At 44.9% G+C, this 24926-nt stretch carries 21 protein-coding genes; 5 read left to right on the top strand and 16 right to left on the bottom strand.

The annotated features are described in order from the left end of the window. Positions 1–111: 111 nt before the first annotated feature. Positions 112–1116, top strand: a complete 1005-nt coding sequence (add, locus tag R7F64_RS06785) for an adenosine deaminase (RefSeq protein ID WP_005379257.1) — start codon at positions 112–114, stop codon at positions 1114–1116. 68 nt (positions 1117–1184) lie between these two features. On the opposite strand, the gene hemN is transcribed toward add, so the two are convergent. The 5 genes from hemN to R7F64_RS06760 form a co-directional block, all read right to left on the bottom strand. Further along, a complete protein-coding gene (gene hemN / locus R7F64_RS06780) occupies positions 1185–2576 on the bottom strand; it encodes an oxygen-independent coproporphyrinogen III oxidase (protein WP_258482113.1) in 1392 nt (463 codons plus the stop codon). 184 nt (positions 2577–2760) lie between these two features. After that, positions 2761–3249: a DUF2489 domain-containing protein gene (locus tag R7F64_RS06775; protein ID WP_005379254.1), complete on the bottom strand. Its 489-nt coding sequence runs from the start codon at positions 3247–3249 to the stop codon at positions 2761–2763. A 7-nt stretch (positions 3250–3256) separates the two neighbouring features. Next, complete coding sequence (yihI, locus tag R7F64_RS06770) at positions 3257–3799, bottom strand: Der GTPase-activating protein YihI (RefSeq protein WP_005379252.1); 543 nt, start codon at positions 3797–3799, stop codon at positions 3257–3259. Beyond that, positions 3799–4437: a class I SAM-dependent methyltransferase gene (locus R7F64_RS06765; protein ID WP_005379250.1), complete on the bottom strand. Its 639-nt coding sequence runs from the start codon at positions 4435–4437 to the stop codon at positions 3799–3801. Before R7F64_RS06765 ends, yihI begins: the two co-directional genes overlap by 1 nt. An 839-nt stretch (positions 4438–5276) precedes the next feature. Beyond that, entirely contained in the window at positions 5277–5894 is a 618-nt protein-coding gene (locus R7F64_RS06760) for a c-type cytochrome (RefSeq protein ID WP_005379248.1), read from the bottom strand. A gap of 159 nt (positions 5895–6053) precedes the next feature. Here R7F64_RS06760 and yihA point away from each other — a divergent pair, with 159 nt between their 5' ends. Beyond that, on the top strand, positions 6054–6713 hold the full coding sequence (gene yihA, locus R7F64_RS06755) for a ribosome biogenesis GTP-binding protein YihA/YsxC (protein ID WP_017635019.1): 660 nt from the start codon (positions 6054–6056) through the stop codon (positions 6711–6713). Between the two features lie 747 nt (positions 6714–7460). Here the strand turns inward: yihA and polA are convergent. From polA to hemB, 3 genes are all read right to left on the bottom strand, one after another. After that, positions 7461–10247, bottom strand: a complete 2787-nt coding sequence (polA, locus tag R7F64_RS06750; RefSeq protein WP_053307273.1) for a DNA polymerase I — start codon at positions 10245–10247, stop codon at positions 7461–7463. Positions 10248–10866: 619 nt separating this feature from the next. Then, positions 10867–11301, bottom strand: a complete 435-nt coding sequence (locus R7F64_RS06745) for a GNAT family N-acetyltransferase (RefSeq protein WP_005379245.1) — start codon at positions 11299–11301, stop codon at positions 10867–10869. A 127-nt stretch (positions 11302–11428) separates the two neighbouring features. Further along, the gene (gene hemB, locus R7F64_RS06740) at positions 11429–12490 is read right to left on the bottom strand and encodes a porphobilinogen synthase (protein WP_031777176.1); all 1062 of its coding nucleotides are present in this window, start codon (positions 12488–12490) and stop codon (positions 11429–11431) included. A gap of 184 nt (positions 12491–12674) precedes the next feature. Between hemB and R7F64_RS06735 the strand changes: the two genes are divergently transcribed. Then, complete coding sequence (locus R7F64_RS06735; protein WP_213903687.1) at positions 12675–13436, top strand: TatD family hydrolase; 762 nt, start codon at positions 12675–12677, stop codon at positions 13434–13436. 461 nt (positions 13437–13897) lie between these two features. Here the strand turns inward: R7F64_RS06735 and tatC are convergent, their stop codons facing one another. The 7 genes from tatC to rmuC all read right to left on the bottom strand — a co-directional run bounded on the left by tatC (position 13898) and on the right by rmuC (position 20086). Continuing rightward, complete coding sequence (gene tatC / locus R7F64_RS06730) at positions 13898–14650, bottom strand: twin-arginine translocase subunit TatC (protein WP_005379234.1); 753 nt, start codon at positions 14648–14650, stop codon at positions 13898–13900. A gap of 68 nt (positions 14651–14718) precedes the next feature. Then, a complete protein-coding gene (gene tatB, locus R7F64_RS06725; protein ID WP_033905892.1) occupies positions 14719–15117 on the bottom strand; it encodes a Sec-independent protein translocase protein TatB in 399 nt (132 codons plus the stop codon). A 3-nt stretch (positions 15118–15120) separates the two neighbouring features. Further along, positions 15121–15366 carry a Sec-independent protein translocase subunit TatA gene (tatA, locus tag R7F64_RS06720; protein ID WP_005382958.1) on the bottom strand — a complete coding sequence of 82 codons (246 nt, stop codon included), beginning with the start codon at positions 15364–15366 and terminating at the stop codon, positions 15121–15123. A 52-nt stretch (positions 15367–15418) separates the two neighbouring features. Beyond that, a complete protein-coding gene (gene ubiB, locus R7F64_RS06715; RefSeq protein ID WP_005379226.1) occupies positions 15419–17053 on the bottom strand; it encodes a ubiquinone biosynthesis regulatory protein kinase UbiB in 1635 nt (544 codons plus the stop codon). After that, positions 17050–17685: an SCP2 domain-containing protein gene (locus R7F64_RS06710; protein WP_158159535.1), complete on the bottom strand. Its 636-nt coding sequence runs from the start codon at positions 17683–17685 to the stop codon at positions 17050–17052. Before R7F64_RS06710 ends, ubiB begins: the two co-directional genes overlap by 4 nt. Before the next feature lie 11 nt (positions 17686–17696). Next, a complete protein-coding gene (ubiE, locus tag R7F64_RS06705) occupies positions 17697–18476 on the bottom strand; it encodes a bifunctional demethylmenaquinone methyltransferase/2-methoxy-6-polyprenyl-1,4-benzoquinol methylase UbiE (RefSeq protein ID WP_005379210.1) in 780 nt (259 codons plus the stop codon). A gap of 77 nt (positions 18477–18553) precedes the next feature. Beyond that, positions 18554–20086, bottom strand: a complete 1533-nt coding sequence (gene rmuC, locus R7F64_RS06700; RefSeq protein ID WP_213972339.1) for a DNA recombination protein RmuC — start codon at positions 20084–20086, stop codon at positions 18554–18556. Between the two features lie 168 nt (positions 20087–20254). Between rmuC and R7F64_RS06695 the strand changes: the two genes are divergently transcribed. Further along, positions 20255–21160 (top strand): DMT family transporter, encoded by a 906-nt coding sequence (locus tag R7F64_RS06695; protein ID WP_230238747.1) that lies wholly within the window; start codon positions 20255–20257, stop codon positions 21158–21160. 194 nt (positions 21161–21354) lie between these two features. After that, the gene (locus tag R7F64_RS06690; protein WP_318071556.1) at positions 21355–23802 is read left to right on the top strand and encodes an EAL domain-containing protein; all 2448 of its coding nucleotides are present in this window, start codon (positions 21355–21357) and stop codon (positions 23800–23802) included. A gap of 18 nt (positions 23803–23820) precedes the next feature. On the opposite strand, the gene R7F64_RS06685 is transcribed toward R7F64_RS06690, so the two are convergent. Continuing rightward, on the bottom strand, positions 23821–24891 hold the full coding sequence (locus R7F64_RS06685; RefSeq protein ID WP_318071555.1) for an AI-2E family transporter: 1071 nt from the start codon (positions 24889–24891) through the stop codon (positions 23821–23823). Between the last annotated feature and the right edge of the window lie 35 nt (positions 24892–24926).

Below are 24926 nucleotides of genomic sequence, written 5' to 3'. Positions count from 1 at the left end.
TACTGACAATCTACCCAACTGTTATTTATACTTAACTGCAAATCTTACCCATGTATTGTCACAGATGATGTTTGGGCCCTGTTCCAGTTCATAACTATCCGGATCGACAAAATGATAACGAAGAACCTTCCTCTTACTGATTTGCACCGTCACCTCGACGGTAACATTCGTACTAAAACGATTCTTGAGCTAGGCCAAAAGTTTGGCATTGCCCTACCAGCGTACGATATTGAGTCTCTCACTCCTCACGTTCAAATTGTCGAAGCGGAACCCTCTCTTGTTGCTTTCCTTTCTAAGCTCGACTGGGGTGTTGCTGTACTGGGCGATCTAGATGCGTGTCGTCGTGTCGCGTACGAAAACGTAGAAGACGCGCTAAACGCACAAATCGATTACGCAGAGCTGCGTTTCTCTCCTTACTACATGGCGATGAAACACAAACTACCAGTAGCGGGGGTTGTTGAAGCCGTCGTGGACGGTGTGCAAGCGGGTATGCGCGATTTTGGCGTGAAAGCCAACCTGATCGGTATCATGAGTCGTACATTTGGTACTGACGCATGTCAACAAGAACTGGACGGCATTCTGAGCCAGAAAGATCACATCGTTGCCGTCGACCTTGCGGGTGACGAGCTAGGCCAACCGGGTGATCGCTTTGTGTCTCACTTCAAGCAAGTACGCGATGCTGGCCTTGGGGTAACGGTCCATGCTGGTGAAGCAGCAGGTGCAGAGAGCATGTGGCAAGCAATCAATGAGCTGGGCGCAACTCGTATCGGTCACGGCGTAAAAGCGATTCACGATCCAAAACTGATGGATTACCTAGCAGAAAACCGCATTGGTATTGAATCTTGCCTGACGTCAAACTACCAAACAAGTACAGTAGAAACGCTAGAAAACCACCCTCTCAAGCAGTTCCTAGAGCATGGCGTTCTTGCGTGTCTGAACACTGACGATCCAGCGGTTGAAGGCATCGAACTGCCATACGAATACGAAGTAGCAGCACCAGCCGCTGGTCTGAGCCAAGACCAGATTCGCCAAGCGCAAATCAATGGCCTTGAGATTGCGTTCCTTTCAGAAGCAGAAAAAGCGGAACTGAGAGAAAAAGTAAAAGATCGCGCTTAAATCCAGCGAAAACATAAAAAATGCCAGCATCTGCTGGCATTTTTTATATCTTGAATCTGTATCTCTGATTAAATAACACGAGAGAATTGTTGCTGACGCGCCTTCGCTCGCAGGTACTTATCGAAGCTCATACAAATATTACGGATCAACAAACGACCTCGCAGCGTCACACGAATTTCATTATCATCCACTTCCACCAGCTCATCGTTAATAAAGGTCTGAAGTAGCTGTAAGTCTTCTTTAAAGTACTGTTCAAACTTCACTTTAAACTCAGACTCAATGGCTTTCTTGTCTAACTTGAAGTTACAAATCAGCTGCTTAATCACTTCACGACGGAGCAAATCATCGGAGTCCAGAGAGACCCCTTTCCATAGAGCGTGACGAAGTTCGTTGACTTGAGCGTAGTATTTCTTCAGCTCTTTCTGGTTTTGCGCGTACGCATCGCCGATCATCGAGATTGCAGAAACACCAAAGCCAACCAAGTCACATTCACCTTGTGTGGTGTAGCCTTGGAAATTGCGATGCAAAATACCTTCGCGCTGGGCAGCAGCAAGTTCATCGTCCGGCAAAGCAAAGTGGTCCATACCGATAAATTGGTAGCCAGCATCAGTCAGTGTCGCGATGGTGTCTTGCAGAATCGCCATCTTCTCTTCTGCCTTTGGCAGGTCTTCGTCTTTAATCTTACGCTGCGCTGCAAATAGCTGTGGCATGTGCGCGTAGTTAAACACGGATAGACGGCCCGGCTGCATCTCTAGCACTTGTTCTAGAGTCTTGGCAAAAGATTCTTTGGTCTGCTTCGGTAAACCGTAAATTAAATCTAGGTTCGTCGAACGAAAGCCTAACTCTTTTGCGCGCGCAACCATCGCAACGATGAACTCTTCATCTTGCTCACGATTCACCAACTTTTGTACTTCTTTGTTGAAGTCCTGAACACCGATGCTCAAGCGATTGAAGCCTTCACTACGCAGATGATCCAGCATGGTCAGCTCGATTTCACGCGGGTCAACCTCGATACTGATTTCAGCATCGCTGCTAAAAGTAAACTCTTGGCGTAGCAGGCTCATTACACGCGTGATTTGCTTTTCAGAGAGAAACGTCGGTGTACCACCACCAAAATGCAATTGCGTCACGGTGCGACCAACAAGTAATGCAGCACGTTGACGAATTTCGTGTTCAAGCACGTCGAGGTATTCATCCGCTTTGTGCGAATGGCGTGTAATGACTTTATTACATCCACAGTAGTAACAAAGCTTGTGACAGAACGGAATGTGTACGTACAGCGATAATGGGCGTTCTGGGTATTGAGTGCATGCCATATCATAATCAGAAATGGTGAACGCTTCATGAAACTCCAGCGCCGTTGGGTACGACGTATAACGAGGCCCGGAATAGTTGTACTTATCCAATACCGCTTGATCCCAGACGATTTGCTGTTTCGATTCAGTGTGTTGATTCGACATGGTGGTACTTTCCGTTAAATGCTAGGGCAACGAAAGCCGTCACCCGATATTCAGAGCCGCTATTTTGCCATACGACGATGACAAGCGTGGCAACGCCGACTGGCTTTTTAAGTATAAAACTAAAGAAGTGCTAGCGTGATCACGATACCCCCATTAGCCATAAGGAGACTATTGGGGGTCGCGCTTAAATCATCTGAATATTGATTTGATTATTCAGTGGCTGGACGTTTTTCTGCAACACTTTGAGCTCCTCAATAATCGCATCAGTGAGGCGGCTTTCCGCTTTATGACGCGTCAAGTTCTGTTGCATACGCTCTTTCTTGGCAAGTTGTTGGCGTTCTTCGCCACGCGCCATATCTTTCACGATGTGGTAAAGCTCAGAAATCGCAGGGTACGTTTTATCGAAATCAACGCGGTCTTCACCTTGTACATAATCCATGATGTTATACACACGGATACTGATTTCAGATAAATCGCACTGGCCTTGAATGCCCGCCTGACACAAGGTATGCACATTCTCAAAAATGTTGGCGTTACGTTTGTCTATCGCCAATTTTTGATGCTTCAGCTGCAATTCCTTTTGCTTTTTCAATTGAAGCAGAAGGTAACCTGCATAAGAAGCGAGTGCGATGATAATCACAACACCAGCAATAGCTAATAAGGTTACATTCATAGCTTAATTATCCTTTATAGTCGTCGAAATTAATGTCGTCGAAATCTGCCAGCAAGTCATCATCGTTGCGCGTGCTTTTCTCAGCAGGTGCAGTGAAGTCTTCCTCTTCTTCAGGTTCCAACAAACCTAGTTGGTCCATTAGCTTCTCAATGCGATCGAGTTTCTCATCGACGAATTTCTGTAGACCTGTGCCCAGGTTTTCACCCGCTTCAATACGGTCTAGCAACACGTTCAATTGCGCGTCATTTTCTAGCATCTCTAGTTCTTGCTCTGCCGACAAACGACGCTCTTGCTTCGTCATTTTCTTCGCAGGTTCAACAATCAGAGGTATTTTCTTTTTGCTGCCTAAGCGCGGGTCGCGATTTTGTGCAGCAGCTTGCTTTTTCTGCTCGTTAACTTCTGAGTTACGGTTACCCGTTTTCAGACCTTTACGCTTTTTAGCACGCTTGCGTAAGCGGCCTTCCACATCAGATTCTGTACGGTTACGAGTTACAACAAACTCAGGTGCACCAGCGGCACCTGGTTTTCTAGATTTTTTACTACGGCTCATTACTGGGGTTTCCTCAGTAAAATTACATCATTACCAATAAATTCGAGTTCGAGCTTATCCCGCTCTGCTAGGAACTGGAACGTGTCACGACTAAAGAACACTACGTGAGTGAGATCGTTCTTATAATGCCATGATTTGAAAGCCTCCACGTCGATGACCATTTTCGTCATCAGGCCTATCCAGCCCCCTGGCTTAACTAAATTCAACCATTGCTTCCACACCAAATCTGGGTGGTAGAGGTGCTCTATCACCTCTGTTGCTGTCATGAAGTCGTACGTTTTTTCTAAAACCGACGTATCAGGGTGGTAGTAGAGATCGTACAACGCCATGTTGTGCCCCGCCTCTTCCAGCATCAAGGAGAGCGTTGGGCCAGGACCACAACCAAAGTCGATACCATTTGATTGTGGAGAAATTCGCTCTGTGATCGGGTCAGCAATACGCGACAAAAAGCGTCGGTAACCCAAATCATCGGGGTTGTTCTCATGCAAATCATAGTGAGCTTTTTCGCTTTCCGCATCCAAACGTTGGTCTGGATTTACGAATACCAAGCTGCACTGCTCACATTGAAGATATTCACGACGCTTATCTTCAAAATAATGGTGAGTGCGCTGATTTTGGCATAAAGGACAGGTATGCATGCTGACTTCCTCAAACAGGGATGCGAAACATACCAGAAAGTGAACTCGGATTGGAGTGTTGTTGAGTATTTTTTCAGCAATTTTTGTTAAAAAACTTTGTTTACAACCTATAAAGCTAAAGTAAGTGCTGTAATCTCAATTCAAGTTACGACTGAGCAAGTCAACGGATATAAAAAAAGCGACAGTCAGACTGTCGCTTTCTAAGTGCCATCAATTGGCGAAACTGTGTTGCACACATTTGGTGCACCAATGATCCCTTTGTTTTTAGAGCTTTCCCTGCCAAAAAGAGTTGTTTTTCATCTTCCTGATGAGTTTTGGCTATCCGTTTACTTCCTGTCTACTGAGCAACTTCCTGTGCCTGATCCGTTTCACTGTCTTAACCGTCAGACGAGATGACCATCCTTATCTGATAGGCTCCCTACCTATCTAAATCCCTTTCTAAATCACCAAGCATCCGAGCTACATCCTTGGAGACCTAAACCGTGGTCTTCAATCCTTACATTCACCCCCCTGTGAACGACTTCTACTTTACGCCATCCCGTTATGCTCACAAGTAATGGGTTGAAAAAAAATCCGCCTATTTTTCTAAAAAATCAAAATTATCATTTAATCAAAAACTTAAAAACACTAACAAGAAAAAGCCAACATCAAGTATGGCAAATGTCTCACAAACTGCCGAGCCAACTATCGCTTTCGTATCCAAACTCGACTGTGATATCTGTCACGAACAAAAATGCCCTAGTGGATTCACTAGGGCATTTTTGTACAAGTTGCTCGAACGATGTAGGGACATCTACCCAACCAGCTCAAGATGCAGGATCTTGAGCGATTTAGGTATATTAGTGCAGACCGCCAACGTATTTAGACAGCACTTCGATATCTTCGTCTGTCATTTTCTTCGCGATGTCGCGCATCATGGCATTCATATCATTGCCACGGTCGCCATCACGGAATTTTTCTAGCTGAGCTTTGATGTAGTCAGCATGCTGACCAGAAATTTTCGGGAAACCTGAAAGCTCAGTACCATTGCCACGAGGACCATGACATGCAATACATGCGGTTAGGCCACGCTCGGCATCACCAGCGGTATAAAGCGTTTTGCCTTTTGCTACTACATCTTCAGGTGTTGAGTTTTCTGAAACTGGTAGCGAAGCGTAGTAAGCAGATAGGTCTGCGATATCTTCATCGCTCAGTGGCATTGCCATACCACTCATTACAGGATCGTAACGACCTTGTTTACCACCACTTGTCATGCCTAGCTTAAGTTCTTTTAACTGCTTCTCAAGATACTTAGCGTGTTGGCCTGCGAGTTTCGGGTACGTTGTTATTGCACTGTTGCCATCTGCTCCGTGACAGGCGACACAGGTTTGTGATTTTGCTTTACCAGCCTCAATATTACCTTGGGCCCATACTGAGCAACTGGCTAAAAGACTCAAAATTAGCGCTAATTTCTTCATGACATTCCATTATAATTATCAAGCTTCCAGTACCACGGAATGTGAACATACCGCGTACACTCATGGTACAATAGGCGACCTTATGCCGAGCACGGTTATTTTACACATTTTCACAAAAAAGTAATCAATCGACTACACAAAGTCGAGATGGAGTTAACAGTGAGCGTAAAAATTCATTACCAAAATACGCATTTCATCACCAGCGCACCCGATATTCGTCACCTGCCGGAAGACGAAGGTGTCGAAATTGCGTTTGCAGGACGCTCAAACGCTGGTAAATCGAGTGCACTTAACCGTCTAACTAATCAAAAAAGCTTAGCCAAGACATCAAAGACACCTGGTCGTACGCAATTAATCAACCTTTTCAAAGTAGAAGAAGGTTGTCACATTGTCGATCTACCTGGATACGGTTTTGCTCAAGTACCGGTAGAGATGAAAAACAAATGGCAGAAATCTTTGGGTGAATACCTACAGAAACGCGAGTGCCTAAAAGGCTTAGTGGTTCTAATGGACATTCGTCATCCAATGAAAGATCTCGACCAACAAATGATTTTCTGGGCCATCGATAGCCACATTCCTGTGCAAGTTTTGCTAACCAAAGCAGATAAACTAAAAAGTGGTGCACGCAAACAAACTCTACTGAAAGTTCGTAAGCAAGTAGAAACTTTCGGTGGTGACGTTTCTGTTGATGTGTTCTCTTCACTTAAAGGATTAGGTGTCGATCAGCTACGTGCAAAACTGGATACCTGGTTTGCACCAGCACTAGCACACCTGATAGAAGAAGACGAACAAGAGATACCAGCGAGCGATGAAGAATAATTAACAATATTTGTTAAATTTCTTCGACACGGCCCTGCCATTTGGTGGGGCTTTTGTTTATCTGAACTAAATAACAGGCAATAAAAATCCCCGCCTTCCTGGCAGGGATAACGGGAGAGAAAAATTGGTAATTATTGTTATGTGACGAAGCATTGCTGAACTGAGATTCGATTTCAATAGGTTAAAAAGCGCTCTTGTTTCCTGTGTATCACCAAACATTCACTCCAAAAACACCCAATAGCGTTACAATTCAGACAGTTAAGCCAAGCAAGGCTTCAAAAAGATGTAACTTAGTTTCTTTCAAGAAAAAATAATAGTGTGACTGGCGTAAATTTACAGGATGAATAACGCAATAAATTTGAAGGAAAAATCGAGATTTTGCAGTGACTTAGAAAGGTCAAAAAAGAAGGTTTCTGAAGGCTTGCTTTAAGCTACTGATCCAAAAGAATAATTTTCTTTTGCCCAATAAAAAACGCCCCAGTCAAAAACTGACTGGGGCGGCTGAATCAGCCTAATCCAATAACGTGAAACAAAAGGTCTGAAAGATAGAACATCTTACCTCTGTACCCTACGAGTATTAATGTACAACAATTGGTCAGAATTGCAAAGAATTTTTGTAGTTTTTTTTCATGAATTTTTTATTAAGCAACATCAAAGTTAACTTTGCTCTAGCTTTTTTAATCTCAAAAAAAAGCCAGCGTTTGTGCGCTGGCTCATAATTAATTGGTTATTTTGGTCTAAAAGTGACTAATGAGCTTGATCCCAGTTATCACCGTGACCTGCTTCTGCAACCAACGGTACTTTTAGCTCTGCTGCAGATTCCATCAATTTCTGTACTTTACTTTCAATTTCGGACAATGATGACTCTTCAACTTCAAAGACCAATTCATCGTGTACTTGCATTAATAACTTCACACGACCATTGCCTTCTTCCTGAATCCACTGATCAACCAACAGCATCGCTTTCTTAATGATGTCCGCAGCCGTACCTTGCATTGGTGCGTTGATTGCCGCACGTTCAGCAGCTTTACGACGCATCCCGTTGCGTGATTTGATTTCTGGTAAATGCAAACGTCGACCAAAAATCGTTTCAACATACCCTTTATCTGCTGCCGTGCTGCGTGTGTCTTCCATGTACTGCATCACGCCTGGGTAACGTTCAAAGTATGTATCCATGTACGCTTGAGCCTCACCACGAGGAATGCCTAATTGCTTCGCCAAACCAAACGCACTCATGCCGTAAATAAGACCGAAATTAACCGCTTTCGCACGACGACGTTGCTCACTTGAAACGTCCTCAATAGAAACACCCATGATTTCTGCTGCGGTTGCCGCGTGGATATCTTTGCCATCACGGAATGCATCCAATAACGCTTGGTCACCAGAAAGGTGCGCCATGATGCGAAGTTCGATTTGCGAGTAGTCGACCGCTAAGATTTTATGCCCTGATGGCGCGACAAACGCTTGACGAATACGACGGCCAGCTTCGTTACGAATTGGAATGTTCTGTAAGTTCGGATCAGTAGAAGATAGACGACCCGTTGCGGTCACTGCTTGGTGGTAAGAAGTATGCACGCGACCCGTTGATGGGTTGATCATCTTCGGCAGTTTGTCGGTGTAAGTTGATTTTAGCTTCGCCAGACCACGGTATTCCAAAATCAGTTTTGGTAGTGGGTAGTCTAGTGCGAGTTCTTGCAGAACTTCTTCATTCGTCGATGGTGTGCCTGATGGCGTTTTCTTCACAACCGGTAAACCCATTTTTTCAAATAGGATGGCTTGTAATTGCTTTGGCGAGTTCATGTTAAACTCTTGCTCTGCAATTTCGTACGCTTTCTTTTCAAGCTCATCAAGGCGAGCGGTAATCTCGACCGACTGCGCACTCAGCTTCATTTCATCGATAAAGACCCCAGTGCGTTCAATGCGCGAAAGAACTGGCACCAACGGCATTTCAATCTCTTCGTAAACTGTCTTCAGGCTTTCATCCTGCTCGATATTAGCAAACAAGCGATTGTGCAGACGAAGGGTCACATCCGCATCTTCTGCCGCGTATGGCGATGCTTGTTCCAGTTCGATTTGGTTAAACGTAAGCTGATTTTTGCCTTTACCTGCAATTTGCTCAAAAGAAATGCAGCTGTGCTGTAGGAAGCGAAGCGCCAAGCTGTCCATATCGTGTTTACCGCCGACACTGTTGTAGATATACGATTCCAACATCGTGTCGTGCTTGATACCTTTTAGCTCAATGTCGTAACGAGCGAGTACAGACGCATCATACTTTAAGTTTTGGCCGACTTTTGCTTTCGTTGCATCTTCAAGAATTGGCTTCAGCTGTTCTAGTACCCAATCACGATCAAGCTGTTCAGGCGCATCTAAATAGTCATGTGCAACTGGCACATAAGCCGCAATACCTTCATCGACAGCGAATGACAAACCAACTAGATTCGCTAGCATGTAATCTAGGTTATCGGTCTCCGTATCAAATGCAAACAGCTCAGCCGTTTGAAGTTTATCTAGCCAAGCATTGAAGGTTTCTTTATCCAGAATTGTTTCATATTGGCTGCGATCGATTGTTACCGCAGAAGTTTCCATCTCGGCTTGAGAAGAAGAAGCTTGTGAAGATCCTGCAAGCTCTACGGCCTCCACTGATCCAGAACCGCCTTCAAGTAGTTCATTCAACCAAGATTTAAACGTCAGTTGGCCATACAGCTTCACTAATTCGTCTTTATTTGGTTCCGCTTTCAGCAATGATTCTGGCGTTTCCTCAAGCTCAACATCCAATTTGATGGTCGCGAGCTCATACGAAAGCATGGCATTTTCTTTGTTGTCGATGAGCTTTTTCGCCATGGTTTTAGAACCACGGAAACCAAGCCCTGCAATATCATCGAGGTTTTCATACAACTTCGTCAGACCACCAATACCTTGCAGTAGTGCGGTCGCCGTTTTATCACCGACACCCGGTACACCAGGAATGTTATCTACTTTATCGCCCATCAGTGCTAAGTAGTCGATGATCAACTCAGGTGGAATGCCAAACTTTTCAACCACACCTTCACGATCCATTACGACGTTTGTCATGGTGTTGATCAAAGTAATGTTATCATCCACTAGCTGCGCCATGTCTTTATCACCAGTACTGATCAATACAGGCATGCCCTTTTGTGATGCTTGGTATGCTAACGTACCGATAACGTCATCCGCCTCGACGCCAGGAACACAGATCAGCGGCAAACCCATTGCACGAATAACATTGTGTAATGGTTCAATTTGACAACGCAGGTCATCCGGCATTGGCGGACGATTCGCTTTGTATTCTGCATACATATCATCACGAAAGGTTTTTCCCTTTGCATCGAAAACCACCGCGATGCGCTCAGACGCAAACTGACGCATCATGCTGCGTAACATGTTCACGACGCCGTAAACGGCATTAGTTGGAATTTCACCATTGCTCATGGTGCCCGGGTAGGCGTGAAAAGCGCGATATAGGTAAGAAGAGCCGTCGATAAGGATCAACGGATTTTCAGGAATACTTGCCATAATTGTCTGTATCCAATTCAGTACTTGAGAGATCTGCCTAGGATGCCATGACTGCTGATCTGAATCTATCTTGTTCGCTCGATCTAGGTCGCGTAAATTTTTCCGACTTTATTCACGAAAACACCACCTCCTGTGGATAACTCTGTTTATAGAAATTATCCACTGGTTATCCAATAACAAAAAACACAAGAAAACACCAACTCAAACCATTGATTTATAACAATAAATTCGCATGACGGCGAGAAGATCAACGATCCTAAAATGATCATCGCATGTGGAAAAGATATTAATAGTGACGTCAAATAGAAATCGTAGAAAAGAAAAAAGCGACCCGAATGGGGTCGCCTAGCAGAAGTGGTAAAGCAAATTCTGTAAATAGAGCAGCTTAACCAAGAAGCTATAAATTACACTGGAAGCAATGTGAGCAATGTCGTGTCAAAAAGAATTCGTGCAAGTTCTCGGAAAAATGTTTCATCACTTCTCAACTTTCAGTTAATTAACTTCTGTTAATAAGTCACTCAACGTCCTTGTGAACTTTCCTCATTCCCTAAGACAGGTTTAATAATAATGATTCTCATTTCGTAGTCAACAGTTAAATGAGAAAAAATCTCATTTATTTTCACATTGCTTTAATGAAATGTACTCGAGATTCTCGAAGATTCACTTTTTCTTCAAACTTTTCAATTATATAGCCATTTCTCAATAACAAGCGAAGCATAGCCGGAAACTGGTTTCGAGATTTCACTTTTAATGTGTTGTAGCCTTGTTCTGCCACCCAATCCTCTTGAGCTTCCAAAAGCAGTTGTGCCACGCCTTCATTTCGAGCTTCAGGGACAACACCACCTAACCAGCTATAGAAAACACCATCCTCTAATTCGTAACCTATTTTGAAGCCGACAATCGTGCCATTTTTTTCTGCAACGAGGATTAAACTGTTTTTCTCTTCTAAACGTTGAGTCATGGAGTCTACCGTTTCTCCTTTCGAAAACTCGGTAACACGCGCCACAACTTGAAGTGCTTCTTCCAATGTGCCTTCACGAATCAGCATTGTCATTGTTCTCTTCTCCAAAATAAAAATACCCAAGCACCTTGGATTGTTACTGTTGTAATCCGCCTGAGGTTACTTGGGTATATACAGACGAACAACTCTTGTTGGTCTGGTATTTCTCACTGAGCGATAATTACTCTTCTGTCGCTTCCGGAGTACGATTTAGGTGTTGAGCAGTTTGTGCATTCTCTTCTGCCAACCACTCAGCAACGTCTTTCGCAAAGTACGTTAAGATGCCATCTGCACCTGCACGTTTGAAGCACAATAGTGATTCCATCACAATTTCACGCTCTTTGAGCCAGCCATTCATGATCGCCGCTTTATGCATCGCGTACTCGCCAGAGACTTGATAAGCAAATGTCGGTACTTGAAGTTCAGTTTTTACTCGGCGAACTACATCTAAGTATGGCATACCAGGTTTAACCATCACCATGTCCGCACCTTCATTGATGTCTAGCGCCACTTCGTGAATCGCTTCATCAATGTTTGCTGGGTCCATTTGGTAGTTTTTCTTGTTGCCGCCTTTTAGATTTGAAGAAGAGCCAACCGCATCACGGAATGGTCCGTAGTAGTTCGATGCGTACTTAGCCGAGTAAGCCATGATTTGAGTATGAATGTAGCCCGCGTTTTCTAATGCTTCGCGGATCTTACCAATTCGGCCATCCATCATGTCTGAAGGCGCGACTACGTCAGCACCCGCTTCTGCATGAGACAAAGCCTGCTTAACCAATACTTCTGTGGTTTCATCATTCATTACGTAGCCATCTTCATCGATGATGCCGTCTTGGCCATGTGTCGTGAATGGGTCGAGTGCCACGTCTGTGATTACACCAATTTGAGGAATGTGTTCTTTAAGCGCTCGTACTGCTCGCTGAACCAAACCTTCTGGGTTGTAGGCTTCAGTAGCACATAAGCTTTTAGCGTCTTGGTTTACGACAGGGAAAAGCGCGATTGCTGGAACGCCTAGATTTGCAAGGTATTGTGCTTCTTCTAGCATTAAATCAATCGACAAACGCTCTACACCCGGCATGGACTCCACGCTCTCACGACGATCTTTACCCATAAGAATGAACATTGGGTAAATCAGATCATTAACAGAAAGTTGGTTCTCAGCCATCAAACGACGACTAAAATCGTGCTTACGTAAACGACGCATACGGCGTGCAGGGAATGGACCTTGAATTGATACAGACACCATTTTCTCCTTGTCTGGACGGTTATGATGATCAAATCATCTGGTGAACAAAATCATATCACTCTTGATGCATGTTGCGAGTGACAATCTGGAAAAAGGTAATGAAAAAAACTGAAAATGACCCAGCACTCACACTCAAGTATACTTCGAATACGAAACCAACCATGAAGCACAGAGAGTAACGATGATCGATACCCACGCGCACATCTATGCCAGCGAATTTGATAACGACCGCGATGAAGTAGTACAACGCGCCTTAACGCAAGGCATTAATAAAATCCTGTTGCCAAACATCGATCTGGACTCTATTGAGCCCATGCTACAAACCGAAGCGGCATATCCTGACGTGTGCCACTCAATGATGGGACTCCACCCTTGCTATGTGGATAACAACGTTGAGCAAACGTTGGAGATCATCCGCGGCTGGTTTGAGAAACACAAGTTTATTGCGGTGGGCGAAATTGGTATCGACCTGTATTGGGACAAAACCTATCGCGCCGAGCAAGAGATGGCATTCGTGACTCAGCTAAACTGGGCAAAAGAGATGGACTTACCAGTCGTTATCCACACTCGTGATTCGATTGAAGAAACACTCACTTTGCTAAGACAAGAGCAAGATGGTCGTCTGCGTGGTGTATTCCACTGTTTTGGAGGCAGCTTAGAAGAAGCGCAAGCAATCAATGAGCTAGGCTTCCACTTAGGCTTGGGTGGCGTATCGACCTTTAAGAATGGCGGGATGGATAAAGTCATTCCACATTTGGATATGCAGTGGGTCATTTTAGAAACCGACTGTCCATATTTAGCGCCGGTGCCACACCGTGGTAAACGTAATGAACCAGCCTACACTTCTCTCGTTGCACAACGTGTTGCCGACTTGCGTGATGTCGACATCGCAACCATCGATGCCATAACGACTGAGAATGCCAAAAAGCTGTTTAATATTTAATTCACGAGAATTGAAAAAAGCGACGAAATCAACGTCGCTTTTTTATCACCTAAACTATTGAATGAACGATTCAACCTGTTGAAATAGTAGAACAATCCATACAAAATTATTGATAAACATAATAATTAACTAGCAACTCTACTTACTTCTCATATCGTCACTTTACTTCGTCCGCTTTGCAAAACTGTCGACAACTCGACACATTATTTTTCTATACTGATTTACGCCCATTAATTAGCACAAATGTAAAACAGCATGAATATGGAAGTTGAAGTGTGTACACATGGTGCTTACTTACAACGCGTACCGCGCAGTTTTTTTCAAAAGCTGCTGGGCATCAAGGAAGTATACGTATGCACAAAATGTGGTTACGTCATGAAAGTTAAGTAATTAGCCCAAGAAAAAACCAACCGCAAAAAAAAAGCGGCTCAATTGAGCCGCTTTTCACATCTAGATTAGCCTTATTCTTCGGTTTCCGCTTCTACTTCTTCGCTTCGACGAGTATAAAAACGCGCGAAGAACAAACCGACTTCAAACAGTAAACACATCGGAATAGCGAGTAAGGTTTGCGAGATCATGTCTGGTGGCGTTAACACCATACCTACGACAAACGCAGCCACTATAATATAAGGACGTTTCTGTCTTAAATCTTCTGGTGTAGTGGCCCCAGTCCAACACAACAAAATAATCGCAACAGGCACCTCGAATGCGATACCAAACGCCATAAATAGCGCCAGCACAAAGTCGAGATAACTCGAGATATCAGTTGCAAACTCTACTCCACCAAGAGAAATGGCGGTAAAGAAGCCAAACACCAATGGAAATACCACGAAGTAGGCAAATGCCACTCCACAGTAGAACAATAGCGAACTAGAGAACAGCAGTGGCATGATCAATCGACGTTCATGCTTGTACAAACCTGGCGCTACAAATGCCCACACTTGATACAAGATAAACGGCACCGCAATAAATACCGAAGCAATTAACGTCAGCTTAAGTGGCGTAAAAAAAGGTGACGCTACATCCGTAGCAATCATGGTCGCGCCTTCAGGTAGACGTTCTACTAAAGGTGCGGAAACAAACTCGTAAATGTGGTTAGAGAAATAAATTAGTCCGACAAACACGACCAACACTGCGAGGATTGAGCGCAGTAGTCGGTTGCGAAGCTCCAACAAATGACTAATTAAAGGTTGTGTCTGCTCGACGGTAGACATGGCAAACCTCTTATTAAAAACCAGATCAAAAAGGAGCTACCAATCACTAGTAGCTCCTCCTAATGAGACTATTCGGCTTTCTTATCTGCCGCTGTAACCTTGCTCTCTTGCGCTTTCTCTACCTTTTCTGCTGCTGGCTCTGTTTTTACAGGCTCAGCCTCTGAATCGGTGTTCTTTGCGTAAGGACGATTTACAGATTGCGCTGCCTTCTTCAACTCTTCAACTGAAGATTTCAACTCAGGGGACAAATCATCCATCCCCATTTGTTCTGCTTTGCGCAAGTTTTCTTGCAGCTCTTGGACTTTCAGCTCGTGTGACAATTCGTCTTTGACGCTATTTGCCATACTCTTAGCGGCACCGATAAAGCGAGACACGCTGCGAATAGCATGAGGCAAACGCTCCGGCCCAAGAACGACCAGACCAACAACAGATATTAATACCAGTTCCCAAAAACCGATATCAAACACGTTTTACGCCTGCTCTTTGTCTTTTTTCGTTTCAGGAGCAGCTTCTTTTTTCTGCTGCTCTTCTAGACTTTTTGGTTCGAAGTCTGCGTCTTTGTCATTTTTCGCAGGTTCATCTTCGCTCATCGCTTTTTTGAAGCCCTTAACGGCACCACCCAGATCGCCACCGATACCGCGTAGTTTCTTTGTTCCGAATAGCAATACAACAATTACAGCAATGATTAGAAGTTGCCAAACACTGATACCACCCATTCTCTTTACCTCGGGTCTTTAAACAAACAAAAATATTTCAAGAGTTTAACGTCTATTGACGATAAGCTCGCCAACTAAGCAGCCAAAATGTGACACCTGCGATACCGCAGGCCAACGAAAGCTGCTCAAAAGCATCGTTCACCAATATTGCCGAGCATACGACTAAAGTCGCGCCAACGCCAAACAAAAACTTTCCTGTCGCCTGCTGGCGCTTGCTCTGGCGATACCCTTGATAAAGCTGATCCATACGTTGATTCATCGCTTTACCTTGTTTCAGGCTATCGTAAAGTAGCTCTGGCAGTTCAGGTAATTTCTCTGCCCAAAATGGTGCGCGGTCTTTAATCGCATTCACTAGAGCTTGCGGCCCAACTTGATTCATCATCCATTCTTCCAGGAATGGTTTTGCGGTCTCCCACAAATCAAGTTGAGGATATAGCTGCCTACCAAGCCCTTCCACGTACAACAGCGTTTTTTGCAACAGTACAAGTTGTGGCTGAACCTCCATATTGAATCGACGTGCCGTGTTGAACAAATTCAACAACACATGACCAAAGGAGATTTCGCACAATGGCTTAGCAAAAATAGGCTCACACACAATGCGAATCGCGAACTCAAATTCATCGACATTGGTATCCGCAGGCACCCACCCTGAATCCACATGTAACTCCGCCACTCGGCGGTAGTCACGATTGAAAAACGCCAGGAAGTTTTCCGCCAGATAACGCTTGTCTTCGCTATTAAGTGTACCAACGATTCCGCAATCTAGCCCTATCCACATTGGGTTCTCTGGATGTTCGGGTTTGACGAACACATTACCCGGATGCATATCGGCATGGAAAAAGCTGTCTCGGAACACCTGAGTGAAGAACACACTCACACCGCGTTCCGCGAGCAATTTCATATTGGTGCCATTTGCTTTCAAGCCTTCAATATCAGAGACTTGAATGCCATATATTCGCTCAGAAACCATGACAGTTTCATTACTGAAGTCGGGAAAAACTTCAGGAACATACAATTCTTCGCTGCCCTCAAAGTTGCGGCGCAACTGAATGGCATTCGCCGCCTCACGTCGCAAGTCGAGTTCATCAAGCAGGGTTTTCTCGTACTCACGCACGACTTCAACTGGTTTTAAACGACGTGCTTCAGGCATCGCTCCGGCGACTATACGCGCCATTCGGTGCATCAGTTTTAGATCTGAATCAATGACTGGGCGAATATCTGGGCGGATAACCTTTAATACCACTTCTTGGTTAGTGTCTTTTATGCGCGCAGTATGTACCTGAGCAATCGACGCAGACGCCAGTGGTTTGATATCAAACTCGGTAAACCATTTTTCTAACGGACCACCTAATGCTTGCTCCATCTGCTTTTTTGCCAACTCGCCATCAAAAGGCGCGACTTGGTCTTGAAGTAAAGCTAGGGGATCAGCGATATGCGGAGGAAATAAGTCACGGCGCGTCGACATCATCTGACCGAACTTAATCCAAACCGGCCCCAGCTCTTGCAGTGCTAAACGCAGACGTTCACCGAGTGGTTTTTCTGGGTGCTTGTTCTTAATCCAAAACAAGCTTTTGCGCAGTAAAAGCGGCGCTTTGGTCAGTTGGTGATCGGGAAGCAGCTCATCTAAGCCGTATTCCAGTTGTACTTTGGCGATGTGGTATAAGCGCTTTAGTTCTGCTGGCGTCATGGTTTCTCCAATGCAGGCTTATCTGCATCCAGCTTATTCAGCAAAGCCGTTAAACGAGCTTCAATGCGAGAAGCCTGGCTGCGAACCTCATCAACTTGGTCGCAGAAATAGGCCACTTCTAACGGAGCGGGAGCCAGTCTCCATTCTTCAGTCACTACTTGCGCAAGATGACGTTGGTGTTTTTCTGCTTGAGACGCAAGAAAGTTGCCGATGTTTTTTGAACCTTGCACAAAGGTATGTGCGGCGACATCGCCAGTCACGCGAGACAACCACTCTTCAACATCTGGTTTGCAATCCACCATCAACTGAGAGAATTTCTGCGCCAATTGAATATCGCCTTCAAGTTCAAGTTTATCTTGTTTAATAAGACGAGTGATGTTGGCCTGATCACGCAGCTCTGGTAATACACTCAAGTTGAGCGATAGATAGCAGTTAGGCTGCCCTTCGTAATGACCGAGCACATCAATTTGCTGACTAAAAACGAATGTCAGTGTTTTATTGATCTCTTTCAGGTGAACTTGAATAACTTGACCTTTTAGACGCGCTAAACGACGGCCCAATGCAGGGTCGTCTTTGATCAGTGTATTCAGTGACGTTTCAATCACAGCGGTGATAAGTGGTTCAAATGGCATGCCGTTAACCCTTAGAATTTATAACCGCGATGCAAAGCCACAATACCACCAGTTAAGTTGTAGTATTTGGTGTTTTCAAAACCTGCGTCTTGCATCATGCCTTCCAGCGTTTCTTGGTCTGGATGCATACGGATTGACTCCGCTAGGTAGCGGTAACTCTCTGAGTCATTCGCAACTAGCTCACCGATTCTCGGCAACAAGTGGAATGAATATGCATCGTATACTTTAGATAACGGCTCTAGCACTGGTTTTGAAAATTCCAACACCAATAGGCGGCCGCCTGGCTTCAGTACGCGGAACATTGAACGAAGCGCTTTGTCTTTGTCAGTCACATTACGCAAACAAAAACTGATGGTGATGACATCAAAATAATCATCTGGGAACGGCAGTTCTTCTGCGTTGGCTTGAACGTAATGCACGTTACCCACAATACCGTTGTCACGCAGTTTATCGCGACCAACGTTAAGCATTGAGTTATTGATATCGGCAAGGATGACATGGCCTTCATCGCCAACAATGCGCGAGAATTTCGCCGTCAAATCACCCGTACCACCACCTAGGTCAAGAATACGTTGGCCAGGGCGAGCGCCACTACAATCGATAGTGAAGCGCTTCCAAAGGCGGTGAATACCACCTGACATCAGGTCATTCATGATGTCGTATTTTGTTGCCACGGAGTGGAATACTTCGGCAACCTTAGTCACTTTTTCGTCTTTTGCCACTGTAGAGAAACCAAAGTGAGTGGTTTCATTCTCTAACGCTGTATTGGATTGCAAACTTGTGTCCGTCATTCTAATTCCTCTTAGGCAGCGCTTTCCTCTACGGGGCGTTTGTTGACAAATAAAATCGCCCACTGCACTGCGGGCGATTAGTTTACTTTATCCTCAGCCGGATGTCTTTCTACTAACGGGTCATTTTCTGAAAATGCATCACTCTGCGCTAACTGCGCGAGGTCGGAAGAAATCGGTCGTTTAATTTCAACTCCCAAGTGTTTAAAGCTTTCGGCTTGGCGAATCACATTTCCGCGCCCTGTGGCAAGCTTGTTCATCGCACCTTGATAGCTTTGATTCGCCTTATCCAGCGCACCGCCGAGCCCCTCCATGTCGTCTACAAACAATCGTAATTTGTCGTAGAGTTTTGTCGCACGCTGCGCAATCATTTTGGCGTTTTCATTTTGGCGTTCATTGCGCCATAGATTATCAATGGTGCGCAATGCCACCAGCAACGTTGTTGGGCTCACCAAAATGATGTTTTGCTCCATCGCGTCTTTAATCAAGCTCGGATCGGCTTGAATCGCGACTTGGAACGCCGGCTCAACCGGAATAAACATCAGTACATAGTCCAAACTCTGAATACCTTTGAGTTTGTGGTAGTCCTTCATGCTTAACCCTTTGATATGTGCACGTAGAGCAGCTAAGTGCGCACTCAAAGCCTGGTCTCGCTCGGCATCAGTTTCGGCGTTGAAGTAGCGCTCATAGGCAACCAGCGCCATTTTAGAATCCACAACCACTTGTTTGTTTTGTGGGAGATGCACAATGACATCAGGTTGGTAACGCTTGCCTGCTTCATTTTGTAAGTTCACCTGAGTCTGATATTCGTGCCCTTCACGCAAGCCAGATTCGGCAAGTACCCTAGCGAGCACCACTTCGCCCCAGTTACCTTGCTGTTTGTTGTCCCCTTTCAACGCTTGGGTCAAATTAACCGCTTCGCGCGTCATTTGCTCGTTCAAACGTTGCAGGTTTTTCAGCTCATGCACTAGGGTATGGCGCTCTTTAGCTTCTTGGCTAAAGCTGTCATTAACGTGCTTTTTGAACCCTTCTAACTGTTCTCTAAGCGGTGACAACAAGCCTTCTAAACTCTGACGGTTTTGCAAATCGACCTTCGCGGTTTTTTCTTCAAACAATTGGTTGGCCAAGTGCTCAAATTGTTGTTTCAAGCGTGCTTCCGCTTGTTCTAAAATTTGCAGTTTTTCGGCATTAGCTTGGTTAATTTGCTCATGGCGAGCTTGCTGTTCACGCAGCTGCGTTTCTAGACGTGATTTGTGTTCACGCATTTGACCAAGCTCATCAAAGTATTGCTGGCGCTCTTGCTTTACAGCCTCGAAGTAACGCAGTTTTTCCATTGCTGCCATCAGCTTTCCATGTGTTTGGCGTACTTCAAACGCGGCTTTATCGCGCTCATCATCTAATTCATCCAACTCTTGCTGGGCATCGGCAAGGCTTTGCTTGACCTGTTCAAGTTGCTGTTGATGAAGCTGTTTTTCTGAAAAAAGTTGTTGCTCGAGAAGCTGAGTTTGGGTGATAAAACGCTGTTTCACCCACCAACCGGCAGCGACACCACTAAGCGTGGCAGCACAAAGAGAAGAGAGAATGAGAGATTGGTACTCAAGAATCCATTGCATAATAGCGAGTTAGCCTGTGTTTTGTATCTATAACAATGGTATTTAGACACTGGATAAATGTCCAGTTTGTTGGATGAAAAATCCTCGCATACACTAGGCCTTCCTATAATATTCTTTCTTCCGCTCAAATTATCCAAACCGAGCGGCACATCATCACGCAGAGGCATCATGAACGAGCGTCGCGCCCTAGGATTTGGGCTCTCAGCAGTATTACTTTGGTCTACCGTTGCAACCGCATTTAAACTCACGTTGGCAGAATTTACGCCGATTCAAATGCTATGTATTGCCAGCATCATCTCTGCGATTGCGCTAACAGTAATCTGTGGTGTGCAAGGTAAACTGGGCCAGCTAAGCGCTACATTTTTCTCAAACCCTTGGTATTACCTACTGCTTGGGTTGATTAACCCTTTGGCGTATTACGTTATTCTGTTCAAAGCATATGACTTGCTGCCCGCATCTCAGGCTCAAGCGATCAACTACAGCTGGGCCATCACCTTAACGCTAATGGCTGCTGTTTTCTTAGGACAAAAGATCCGTGGTAAGGACTGGCTGGCTTGCGGTTTTAGTTATGTCGGCGTGATAGTGATTGCCACACAAGGCAATCTTTTAGGCATGGAATTTGAGAGCCCGTTGGGTGTTGGTCTTGCGCTGCTATCAACGCTGCTGTGGGCCGGTTACTGGATTTTAAATACCAAAAATAAGGCCGACCCTGTGGTTGGCGTTCTGCTCGGCTTTTTGGTCGCTATTCCATTCGCCATTGGTTTAAGTCTTTATGAAGGTGCGAGCTGGCAGGCAATCTCAGCTAAAGGCTGGGCAGCGGTGACGTATGTCGGACTGTTTGAAATGGGGATCACTTTCGTTTTGTGGCTGAGCGCACTCAAATCAACGCAAAACACCGCGCGTATCAGTAATCTGATCTTTGCTTCTCCATTTATCTCACTCATGTTGTTAGCTACCATCATCGGCGAAGAAATTCATCCTTCAACCTTGATTGGCCTGGTATTGATCATCAGTGGCTTAGTCATTCAGCAAGTCTCATGGGGCAAGAAAACCAAAGCGGTAAACGCTTCTTAATCACCTATCAAAAGCCCTAAAAAACGATGCAATAAGTTGGATAAAAAAGAGATATAGATAACATTTTAATGATAGAAAGCACTTTACGCTGCTAGGATTTAGCTACGCGTTGGATACGATACTCACAAAGCCCAATAGCTTACGCTAGATTCTAATATAATTACCTTTGGGCGATTTAGGACTCGTTATTTATTATGTTTCGCTTCGCTATTCCTTCGCCTTTGATGGCAGACTGGCAACACGTTCTGCGACAATGCTGTGATGTAACTCAAGCTCAGGGACAGCTTTATACTCTGAGCGATACTCAGCGGTGGCTATCGACTGAGGTGTCCACCTCAACCCAAAATCATCGTGCTCTCGTCGATGTGATAACGCAAGTTGTCGATCACTTTACGCCGACAGATTTTACAGTTAGCCATACCCCCTTTGAAGAGCAAACCTTGAGCATTGGACCGATTTGGCTACCTAATGGCGAATTGCTTGCCGTACTGACACTGACTCACCCTAATGATCAATCAACGGTTGTTTCGGCATGGCTAAGCGCAATGGCGGGGCGGATCAGCTTTGATATCAACTTGCACTGTCAGCAAGAACAAACGCGACATCAAAGCGCGGAAATAAAGCCAACACCAACACTACAAGAGTTTATCGACTGCCTTGAAGACCACGTATGGATAAAAGGCATGGATGGTCTTTATTCGATGACCAACCGAAGCGTAGAAAATGCGTGGCAAAAAACCAACAGTGAAATCATTGGCAAAGACGATTTTGCCCTGTTTAGCCATGAACGTGCGGAAAAATTCATTGATGCCGATAAATTGGTGGTAGCCACTGGCACGCAAAATATTGTTGAAGAATGCCGTCAAATTGATGAAAACAATAACCCCACTTGGCTAGAAACCATTAAGTCTCCTGTCCGTGATCATGCGGGAAACTTAATCGGCATTCTGGGGATGACACGTAACATCACCCGCCGAAAAATGGTAGAAACGCAGCTCTCCTTAGCGTCCCAAATTTTCAACAATTCGCAAGAAGGCATGGTCATTACAGACCGCAATGCCAACATCATTGATGTAAACACGGCTTTTACCCAAATTACAGGTTACCGCTCTGAAGAGGTGATAGGAAAAAACCCACGAATTCTGCGCTCAGGCCATCATGATCAAGGTTTCTATCAACAGTTGTGGCATCAACTCGAAAACAAAGGCCAATGGAAAGGCGAATTCATCAACAGAAAGAAAGATGGCAGCATTTATCCGCAATTAGCGACCATTAGCGCCGTAATGGACGATAAAAACCACCTTATTAACTACATTTGTGTGTTTGAAGATATCTCTGTGCGTAAGGCACACGAAGAAAAGCTGCAGCGCATGGCTTTTTACGATCCATTAACCAATCTACCTAATCGCACCCATTTACTTAGCTTACTCGAGCAACACATCGAAACCGGACACAAAAACCAGCAGACGTTTGCCACCCTATTCTTAGATATCGACCATTTCAAACACATCAACGATAGCATGGGCCACTTCTGTGGTGACCAATTGCTGTCTAAGTTAGCGATTCGTCTGCAAGATGTGCTTCACCTCAATGCGCATGTGGCTCGCATTGGCGGCGATGAATTTGTGATTATTTTGCCAGACATCCATAGTGATGTTGCCTTATTGGAAACCGTCGGCGATATTCTAAGCGTATTCCAGCAACCATTCGACTTGGCAAATCACGACTCACTTCGTGTCTCGACAAGTATTGGTATTGCCTTGTACCCAAGAGACGGTCAAGACAGTGAAACCTTACTGAAAAACGCAGACACCGCGATGTACTTAGCGAAGAAAAATGGACGCAACGGCTACGCGTTTTACTCACCGGATTTGACCGATAAATCCGTATCCCATGTACGCATTCAATCCGCTTTGCATCAAGCAATAGAAAAACAACAACTCCGGTTAGAATTCCAACCGCAATACAATTTGGAACAAAATACGATTGTCGGCGTGGAAGCTTTATTACGCTGGCAGCATCCAGAGTTTGGCCTTGTACCACCAGCAGACTTTATTCCAATTGCAGAAAAAACAGGGCTGATTCAAAGCATTGGTGAGTGGGTGTTACAACAAGCTTGTTTGCAAGGTAATGCTTGGCTGGACCAAGGCATCGAGTTTGGCAAAATCGCCGTAAATGTTTCTGCGTTGCAGCTTCAGCAGTCAAATTTCATTCAGCGATTAAGTACTATCCTCGATAACACCGGATACCCTGCCCAACGGTTAGATTTGGAGATCACAGAGAGCTTTTTACTGATCGACCCTCAACAAGCCATTGCATCGTTAAATCAATTACGAGAACTGGGTATTGAGATTTCTCTGGATGACTTTGGAACTGGCTATTCGTCTTTGTCTTACTTGAAAGGTTTGCCAATCAACAAACTGAAAATTGACCGCTCATTTGTCAGTGATGTCCCAAGTAATAGCGACAGCAACGCGATTGTGAATGCCATTATTGCCATGGGAAAAACGCTGTCGTTGAAAGTCGTCGCGGAAGGGATAGAAACTCGGGAACAAGCCGATTATTTATTCGAAAAAGGCTGTATTTATGGTCAGGGATATTTATTTAGTCAGCCAGTGAGCGCTGAAAAACTGTTTCGTTGAACCAGCTTGCTCCTCAAGTCACTCTCGCGGTGCCACGTCCGCGGAGGTGATTTGTTTTGCTTGATTTTGGGTTGATTGGCATAGCTCTAGACGATCAACCAAAATATTGATACAAACCAGCAACGGCACACCGATCAATAGTCCCATTCCGCCCCAAAGCCAGCCCCAAAAAACAAGCCAAACAAAAATCACTAACGGGTTTAAGTTAAACCTTTTCCCCAATAGTGTTGGTGTAACAAACTGACTTTCAATCAAATTGAGCAGTAAATAGATAGACACCACCGTCAGCATAAAACTGACCGACTCCAACTGAAGATAAGCAACAAAGCCAAAGCTCACCATGGATATGACAGGGCCGAGGTACGGCGCAAAATTCATCACGCCTGCAAATGCGCCCCATAGAAATGGATCTTCAAGGCCTAGAACAAAAAACACGGCCCCAACACTCAACCCCAGCCCCGCATTCACTAAAGTGATGGTGCCAATGTATCGAGATAGGTCTTTCTGTAGCGCTTTGACCAACTCAATCGCTTGGCGCTGTTTGGCGAACCCATGTAAGTAAGACACTGACTTTCGAAATAAGCTTCGTCCATGATTGAGCATAAAGTAAACCATAAACAGCACGATCATCGCTTGTGTCAAAATCGTCGGCGTAGTGGTCGCGAGCGTTTTTACCAAAGAAAATACGGTGTTGTTCCCGACCTCATCCATACTCATATCGTTGGCGATATTCAATGGAGTATTAAGGTGATCAGCCGAAGCTTTAGTAACTTCGCTTACTTCTTGCGACACATTTTTCACGATACTAGGCAGCTCAGACCACCATTGCTTGGCGGGCTCCGACATGGCGGCAAGACCAATAATTGAAGCGCCAACGAGGAATGACAGCGTCAACACGACGGTAATAGCACGTAGTAAGCCTTTGTCTTCAAGATAATTAATGAAAGGACTGCACAGCAGAGAAATAAAGGTGCTAAGCACAATAGGTAACAATATTGGCTTGGCAAAATACAGCCCTGGGACTAGTAACAGGACGAGAAGCGTTGCACCAATCGCAGTGTTGGCAGGAATGTTCAATTTCGCTGTCATAATAAGCTCAGAATCGGTAAGAAAATTTTGCGGTG

The sequence above is a fragment of the Vibrio sp. Vb1980 genome, from assembly GCF_033338615.1.
In the GTDB taxonomy this organism is placed as follows: Bacteria; Pseudomonadota; Gammaproteobacteria; order Enterobacterales; family Vibrionaceae; genus Vibrio; species Vibrio alginolyticus.
This window is presented reverse-complemented; position numbering and strand designations above follow the sequence as displayed.

What these genes read in the sequence shown, in the direction of transcription:
- add (WP_005379257.1), top strand. Translation starts at nt 112, where the DNA reads ATGATAACGAAGAACCTTCCTCTTACTGATTTGCACCGTCACCTCGAC.
- hemN (WP_258482113.1), bottom strand. Translation starts at nt 2,576, where the DNA reads ATGTCGAATCAACACACTGAATCGAAACAGCAAATCGTCTGGGATCAA.
- R7F64_RS06775 (WP_005379254.1), bottom strand. Translation starts at nt 3,249, where the DNA reads ATGAATGTAACCTTATTAGCTATTGCTGGTGTTGTGATTATCATCGCA.
- yihI (WP_005379252.1), bottom strand. Translation starts at nt 3,799, where the DNA reads ATGAGCCGTAGTAAAAAATCTAGAAAACCAGGTGCCGCTGGTGCACCT.
- R7F64_RS06765 (WP_005379250.1), bottom strand. Translation starts at nt 4,437, where the DNA reads ATGCATACCTGTCCTTTATGCCAAAATCAGCGCACTCACCATTATTTT.
- R7F64_RS06760 (WP_005379248.1), bottom strand. Translation starts at nt 5,894, where the DNA reads ATGAAGAAATTAGCGCTAATTTTGAGTCTTTTAGCCAGTTGCTCAGTA.
- polA (WP_053307273.1), bottom strand. Translation starts at nt 10,247, where the DNA reads ATGGCAAGTATTCCTGAAAATCCGTTGATCCTTATCGACGGCTCTTCT.
- R7F64_RS06745 (WP_005379245.1), bottom strand. Translation starts at nt 11,301, where the DNA reads ATGACAATGCTGATTCGTGAAGGCACATTGGAAGAAGCACTTCAAGTT.
- R7F64_RS06735 (WP_213903687.1), top strand. Translation starts at nt 12,675, where the DNA reads ATGATCGATACCCACGCGCACATCTATGCCAGCGAATTTGATAACGAC.
- tatC (WP_005379234.1), bottom strand. Translation starts at nt 14,650, where the DNA reads ATGTCTACCGTCGAGCAGACACAACCTTTAATTAGTCATTTGTTGGAG.
- tatA (WP_005382958.1), bottom strand. Translation starts at nt 15,366, where the DNA reads ATGGGTGGTATCAGTGTTTGGCAACTTCTAATCATTGCTGTAATTGTT.
- ubiB (WP_005379226.1), bottom strand. Translation starts at nt 17,053, where the DNA reads ATGACGCCAGCAGAACTAAAGCGCTTATACCACATCGCCAAAGTACAA.
- R7F64_RS06710 (WP_158159535.1), bottom strand. Translation starts at nt 17,685, where the DNA reads ATGCCATTTGAACCACTTATCACCGCTGTGATTGAAACGTCACTGAAT.
- ubiE (WP_005379210.1), bottom strand. Translation starts at nt 18,476, where the DNA reads ATGACGGACACAAGTTTGCAATCCAATACAGCGTTAGAGAATGAAACC.
- rmuC (WP_213972339.1), bottom strand. Translation starts at nt 20,086, where the DNA reads ATGCAATGGATTCTTGAGTACCAATCTCTCATTCTCTCTTCTCTTTGT.
- R7F64_RS06695 (WP_230238747.1), top strand. Translation starts at nt 20,255, where the DNA reads ATGAACGAGCGTCGCGCCCTAGGATTTGGGCTCTCAGCAGTATTACTT.
- R7F64_RS06690 (WP_318071556.1), top strand. Translation starts at nt 21,355, where the DNA reads ATGTTTCGCTTCGCTATTCCTTCGCCTTTGATGGCAGACTGGCAACAC.
- R7F64_RS06685 (WP_318071555.1), bottom strand. Translation starts at nt 24,891, where the DNA reads ATGACAGCGAAATTGAACATTCCTGCCAACACTGCGATTGGTGCAACG.